The sequence below is a fragment of the Mycobacterium sp. genome (assembly GCF_049802695.1).
Classification (GTDB): domain Bacteria; phylum Actinomycetota; class Actinomycetes; order Mycobacteriales; family Mycobacteriaceae; genus Mycobacterium.
Window position 1 is genome coordinate 1 of record NZ_JBARMY010000016.1, and the last position, 5,888, is coordinate 5,888.

Sequence of the window (5,888 nt, forward strand, 5' to 3'; positions counted from 1 at the left end):
GCAACAGCCGGTGACGCGGTGGCGGCCCGCGCATTCCGCCGCGGGGCGGCCGCCCTCGCGGTGGCGATCGTCTCGGTAGCAGCGGTGTGCGACCTGGACGTGGTGGTGATCGGCGGGGGTATCGGCAGGTCGGGTGCAGTGTTGTTCGAACCGCTGCAGAGCGCGCTGGCGTCCTACGCGCGGCTGGATTTCCTGGATGGGCTCCGCGTCGTGCCCGCCGAGCTGGGCCCCGATGCCGGTCTCGTCGGTGCGGCGGCGCTCGCACGGCGCGGCTAGTCGACTTCAGTCTCGTTGGAGCGCCACCGTCGTTTTGGCTGATCGCGACGGTGGCGCTATCGTGGGGGGCGATCCACCGAAGACCGTCGGTCACCGAGAAATCGGTCGAAGGTCCGGGAAACAACCGGGCGGCCCACGCAGGAGGACGAGGCACACCGTCGGCCAGAACTATTGGCAGCCGACCATTCACGCCCCGGCCGCTTCCTGCGCCGGGGCGTTCGTCATTCCCGGGTCCGCTGTGGTCCACGAGAACTTTCACCCGGGAGGTGTGCATGGTCAGGGCTGAGAAGGCCACCGCCGTTGCCGACATCGCAGAGCAGTTCAAGGCCGCGACAGCGACTCTGATCACCGAATACCGCGGTCTGTCGGTGGCCAACCTGGCTGAACTGCGCCGCTCGCTGGGCGAAGCCGCCACCTACGCGGTGGCGAAGAACACCCTGGTCAAGCGCGCCGCGTCGGAGGCCGGCATCGAGGGTCTCGACGAACTCTTCGTCGGCCCGACGGCGATCGCGTTCGTCTCCGGTGAGCCGGTCGACGCCGCCAAAGCCATCAAGACCTTCGCCAGGGACCACAAGGCCCTGGTCATCAAGGGTGGCTACATGGACGGTCGCGCGTTGACCGTCGCCGAGGTCGAGCGCATCGCCGACCTGGAATCCCGCGAGGTGCTGCTGTCCAGAATGGCCGGCGCGATGAAGGGCAACCTCGCCAAGGCCGCCGGCCTGTTCAACGCACCGGCTTCTCAGGTAGCCCGCCTGGCAGCCGCACTGCAGGAGAAGAGGGAAGCCGCACCGGCCTCGACAGAAGCACCAGCCGAAGCACCCGCCGAAGCCGCCGAATAATCCACATACCCATATCGGAAATCAGGAGGGACCCACACCATGGCAAAGCTGAGCACCGACGAACTGCTCGACGCATTCAAAGAGATGACGCTGCTGGAGCTCTCGGACTTCGTGAAGAAGTTCGAGGACACCTTCGAGGTCACCGCGGCTGCACCGGTCGCAGTCGCCGCCGCCCCCGGCGGTGGTGCGCCCGCCGCCGCTGAGGCCGCCGAGGAGCAGTCCGAATTTGACGTCATCCTCGAAGCCGCCGGCGACAAGAAGATCGGCGTGATCAAGGTCGTCCGTGAGATCGTCTCGGGACTGGGCCTCAAGGAGGCCAAGGACTTGGTTGACGGTGCGCCCAAGCCGGTTCTGGAGAAGGTGGCCAAAGAGGCCGCCGAGGAAGCCAGGGGCAAGCTTGCGGCCGCCGGCGCCTCTGTCACCGTCAAGTAACCGATACGTACGAGACCCCCGGGGCCGCTAGGCCACTAGGCCCCGGGGGTTTCGCGTACCGCCGACCGCTGGGACTGCCGCACGCGCTGGGGCGAATCGCCCAGCGCGACGAGGAGATTTCGCGTCATCGAAGCGAGCACGGGCCCGGCGGCCGCGCCGTCGCCGCCGTAGTAGCCGGCCAACTCGAGCATCACGAACCCGTGAATCAGCGCCCAGAACTGTGCGGCGATGGCGACCACCGAGGCGTTCTCGTCCGCCGAACGCGCGGTGATCCGCCCCGCCAGCATCGACCGGTGCACCCCGCGCACCACGTGCGCGAAGCTCGGATGGTGCTCGTCGATGTCCGACAAGCTCAGCGTCAGCACATTTCGAGCGGGCGCGTTGATGCCGTGCGCACTTGTGCTGCCGAACATCAGCCGGTACATGTGCGGCCGCTCGATGGCGTAGCGCCGGTATGCCGTTCCGGTGGCTATCAGGTCTGCGACCGGGTCGTCGGTCAGCGGGATCTTCAGCGCCGCGTCGAACTGCCGCAACCCTTCCTTGGCCACCTCGGCGATCAGCGTGGGCATTCCGCCGAAGTGGGTGTACACCGCCATCGTCGAGGTTCCGGCGGCGCCGGCGATCCTGCGGGTCTGCAGGGCTTCCGGCCCGTGCTGGTCGAGCAACTCAACTGCGGCGTGCAGCAACTGGTCGCGCACTTTGGGCTGTGACGTCACTTGAGAAGTCATCATTGCCATCTTTTCACAGGAGGTGTACTGTCCAATAACAACGTTATACCAAAGTTATAGGAGCGGTGATGACCACATATGCCCCTGTCGGACCGGCCAATCCCTACTTGGACGACTTCTTGGCACCGGTGCACGCCGAAGTGACCGCCACCCACCTGCCCGTCACCGGGCAAATTCCCGAGCACCTCAACGGGAGGTATCTACGCAACGGGCCCAACCCGGCCGCCGAGGTCGACCCGGTGACCTATCACTGGTTCACCGGCGACGGCATGGTGCACGGGGTGGCGCTGCGCGACGGGCAGGCCCGCTGGTACCGCAATCGCTGGCTGCGCACCCCCGCGGTGTGCGCCGCGCTCGGTGAACCCGCGCCGGTCAGGCACAATCCGCGTGCCGGGTCGGTCTCTGTCGGTGCCAATACCAACGTATTGAGCCACGCCGGCCGGACCCTGGCCCTGGTCGAGGCCGGCGTCGCCAACTACGAGCTGTCCGAGGAACTCGACACCGTCGGAGTTTGCGATTTCGACGGAACATTGGCCGGCGGGTACACCGCGCACCCGCACCGCGACCCGGCAACCGGCGAGCTGCACGCGGTGTCCTATTCATTCGCGCGCGGACGCACCGTGCAGTATTCGGTGATCGACACTCAGGGGCGGGCCCGCCGGACCGTCGACATCCAAGTGACCGGATCGCCGATGATGCACGATTTCTCGCTGACCGAGAAGTATGTGGTGTTCTACGACCTGCCGGTCACCTTTGACGCGGCTCAGGCGGTGCCGGCGAAGGTTCCGCGCTGGCTGCGGCCGGCCGCGCGCCTGGTGGTGGACTCGGTGATCGGGCGGGTGCGGGTGCCCGGCCCGATCGCGGCGATGGTCAACAGAGACGAGGGGCGGGCCTCGGGAATGCCGTACGCCTGGAATCCGAGTTATCCCGCGCGCATCGGAGTCATGCCCCGCGAAGCCGGCGGTACCGCCGCTAACGCCGCGGTGCGGTGGTTCGACATCGAACCGTGCTACGTCTACCACCCGCTCAACGCCTACTCGGAAACCCGCGACGGTACCGAAGTGCTCGTGCTCGACGTGGTCCGCTACTCGCGGATGTTCGACCGCGAGCGACGAGGCCCCGGCGAAAGCATGCCGACCCTCGACCGCTGGACCGTCAACCTGGCGACCGGGGCGGTGTCCACCGAGCACCGCGACGACCGGTCCCAGGAATTCCCGCGGATCAACGAGTCGCTGCTGGGTCGCCGGCACCGGTACGGCTACACGATCGGCATTGACGGGGGCTTCCTCGACCAGAGCGCCTCCCGCATGTCGTCGTCGCTGTACAAGCGCGACTATGCAACCGGATCGAGTGAGGTCGCATCGCTTGATCCCGATCTGCTTCTGGGTGAGATGTCGTTCGTGCCGAACCCCACGGCCGTCGCCGAAGACGACGGCATCCTGATGGGTTACGGGTATCACCGCGGCCGCGACGAAGGTCAGCTGCTGTTGCTCGATGCCCAGACGCTGGAGTCCATGGCCACCGTGCACCTCCCGCAGCGGGTTCCGATGGGTTTTCACGGCAACTGGGCATCTGCGGTCTGACAGCCGGAGCGCGTATCGTTCGTCCCATCGAGTCGCTGCGTACAACGGCGGTCAGGCGCCTGCGTGTGCGCTACAGTGACTCTTGCCACAGCTCACGGCAGGTGGCGGGGAGCAGGTCGGCGAGAGGATTCGCATGGGTATCGCTATCGAGCTTGAGGGACTGACCAAGTCCTTCGGATCTACGACAGTCTTCGAAGACGTCAGCATGAGCGTCCCGCCCGGTGAGGTCAGTGTGCTGCTGGGTCCATCCGGTACGGGTAAGTCGGTGTTGCTGAAGTCGCTGATCGGTCTGCTGAAGCCGGAACGCGGCTCGATCGTCATCGACGGCAGGGACCTCACTGAAGCGTCAGCCAAGGAGCTCTATGAGATCCGCAGGCTTTTCGGCGTGATGTTCCAGGACGGCGCACTGTTCGGGTCGATGACCCTCTACGACAACACCGCGTTTCCGCTCCGCGAGCACACCAAGAAAAAGGAAGACGAGATCCGTGACATCGTCATGGAGAAGCTGGAAATGGTCGGCCTGGAAGGTGACGAAAAGAAGCTTCCCGGTGAGATCTCCGGCGGTATGCGCAAGCGCGCCGGCCTGGCGCGGTCCCTCGTGCTCGATCCGGAGATCATCCTCTGTGACGAACCCGACTCGGGTCTGGACCCGGTCCGCACCGCCTATCTCAGTCAGCTACTCATCGACATCAACGCCCAACTCGACGCCACTATCTTCATCGTCACGCACAACATCAACATCGCTCGCACGGTGCCCGACAACATGGGCATGCTGTTCCGCCGAAAGCTGGTGATGTTCGGCCCCAGAGAGGTGCTGCTGACCAGCGACGAGCCGGTGGTACAGCAGTTCCTCAACGGTCGCCGCATCGGGCCGATCGGCATGTCCGAGGAAAAGGACGAGGCGACGATGGCTGAAGAGCAGGCCCACATCGAGGCCGGCCACCACGGCGGTGGTGTTGAAGAGCTCGAGGGCGTGCCGCCGCAGATCAACGCCACCCCGGGCATGCCCTTCCGCAAGGCGGTCAAGCGCCGCCAGGACCGGGTTCGGCAGAATCTGCACCTGCTGCCGAAGGACGCGCAACAGGCGATTCTGGAGTCGTTAGGCGACGATCCAGGGCGGGCTCAGGGCGACGACTCCGACGACGACGGTGACAACGGGCGTCACCGCGGCGACGAAGGTCGCAGCGACGAGGACGCGCGCACCGAGTCGATTCCGGCTCAGCAGCAGTAGTGTCACCGGCGTGGTCGGGCGTCGCGTTGGGAAGGAATTTCACTAACAACATGCCGCGCCACCTCTTGACGGACGGGCGCAAACGGGTCAGTCTGTTGGGCAGCATGTGTTGTACGGGTAGGTTATGACGCCAGCCAGCGCCGCGACCGGCACTCGCCCGTGCAGGGCAGTTGAGGAATGCGCAGTCCTGCGCTATCGTTGGACGTTGCGCTGGCTGCCTCCTGCCCACCTCACCCGCCACTGACACCGTGGTCTTGGTCTGAGCCCATTTTTGGCTCAGCGACCTTGTCGCGTGCTGCGTGAGACTCGGACAGAGCGTCCGCCAGCCGAACCAACATAGTTATCGCGACGAATCGATCTCCGGTGGTCACCGGAACCCGTAAGTCGCACGAGGTGCTGGAAGGATGCATCTTGGCAGTCTCCCGCCAGATCAAGACAAACCGTCGAACTTCCTCTTATAGCTCCGTACCAGGAGCCCCCAACCGAATCTCATTCGCCAAGCTGGACGAACCACTCGAAGTTCCCGGCCTGCTCGACGTGCAGACCGACTCCTTCGAGTGGTTGATCGGCGCGCCGCGCTGGCGTGCGGCCGCCGCCGCCCGTGGTGGCGGAACAGCTGCGGCACCGGTGAGTGGTCTCGAGGAAGTGCTCTACGAGCTTTCGCCCATCGAGGACTTCTCCGGCTCGATGTCGTTGTCCTTCTCCGACCCGCGCTTCGACGAAGTCAAGGCGCCCGTCGACGAGTGCAAAGACAAAGACATGACTTACGCGGCGCCGCTGTTCGTCACCGCGGAGTTCA

General features: G+C 65.5%; 6 protein-coding genes and 1 pseudogene. 6 read left to right on the forward strand and 1 reads right to left on the reverse strand.

Annotation, left to right across the window (positions count from 1 at the left end; translation table 11 throughout):
- From WA317_RS00560 to rplL, 3 genes are all read left to right on the forward strand, one after another.
- On the forward strand, positions 1–276 hold a 276-nt coding region (locus WA317_RS00560; RefSeq protein WP_425171177.1), incomplete at its 5' end, for an ROK family protein.
- 272 nt (positions 277–548) lie between these two features.
- Positions 549–1,115: a 50S ribosomal protein L10 gene (gene rplJ, locus WA317_RS00565; RefSeq protein WP_425171178.1), complete on the forward strand. Its 567-nt coding sequence runs from the start codon at positions 549–551 to the stop codon at positions 1,113–1,115.
- A gap of 39 nt (positions 1,116–1,154) precedes the next feature.
- Positions 1,155–1,547 (forward strand): 50S ribosomal protein L7/L12, encoded by a 393-nt coding sequence (gene rplL / locus WA317_RS00570; RefSeq protein WP_425171179.1) that lies wholly within the window; start codon positions 1,155–1,157, stop codon positions 1,545–1,547.
- Between the two features lie 35 nt (positions 1,548–1,582).
- On the opposite strand, the gene WA317_RS00575 is transcribed toward rplL, so the two are convergent.
- Positions 1,583–2,275, reverse strand: coding sequence for a TetR/AcrR family transcriptional regulator (locus WA317_RS00575; RefSeq protein ID WP_425171180.1), 693 nt, complete (start codon positions 2,273–2,275; stop codon positions 1,583–1,585).
- Positions 2,276–2,343: 68 nt separating this feature from the next.
- Here WA317_RS00575 and WA317_RS00580 point away from each other — a divergent pair, with 68 nt between their 5' ends.
- The 3 genes and pseudogenes from WA317_RS00580 to WA317_RS00590 all read left to right on the forward strand — a co-directional run.
- Positions 2,344–3,858 (forward strand): carotenoid oxygenase family protein, encoded by a 1,515-nt coding sequence (locus WA317_RS00580; RefSeq protein WP_425171181.1) that lies wholly within the window; start codon positions 2,344–2,346, stop codon positions 3,856–3,858.
- 133 nt (positions 3,859–3,991) lie between these two features.
- Positions 3,992–5,089, forward strand: coding sequence for an ABC transporter ATP-binding protein (locus WA317_RS00585; RefSeq protein ID WP_425171182.1), 1,098 nt, complete (start codon positions 3,992–3,994; stop codon positions 5,087–5,089).
- Positions 5,090–5,500: 411 nt separating this feature from the next.
- Positions 5,501–5,888, forward strand: a pseudogene (locus WA317_RS00590) (DNA-directed RNA polymerase subunit beta); the annotation flags it as partial.

What these genes read in the sequence shown, in the direction of transcription:
- rplJ (WP_425171178.1), top strand. Translation starts at nt 549, where the DNA reads ATGGTCAGGGCTGAGAAGGCCACCGCCGTTGCCGACATCGCAGAGCAG.
- rplL (WP_425171179.1), top strand. Translation starts at nt 1,155, where the DNA reads ATGGCAAAGCTGAGCACCGACGAACTGCTCGACGCATTCAAAGAGATG.
- WA317_RS00575 (WP_425171180.1), bottom strand. Translation starts at nt 2,275, where the DNA reads ATGACTTCTCAAGTGACGTCACAGCCCAAAGTGCGCGACCAGTTGCTG.
- WA317_RS00580 (WP_425171181.1), top strand. Translation starts at nt 2,344, where the DNA reads ATGACCACATATGCCCCTGTCGGACCGGCCAATCCCTACTTGGACGAC.
- WA317_RS00585 (WP_425171182.1), top strand. Translation starts at nt 3,992, where the DNA reads ATGGGTATCGCTATCGAGCTTGAGGGACTGACCAAGTCCTTCGGATCT.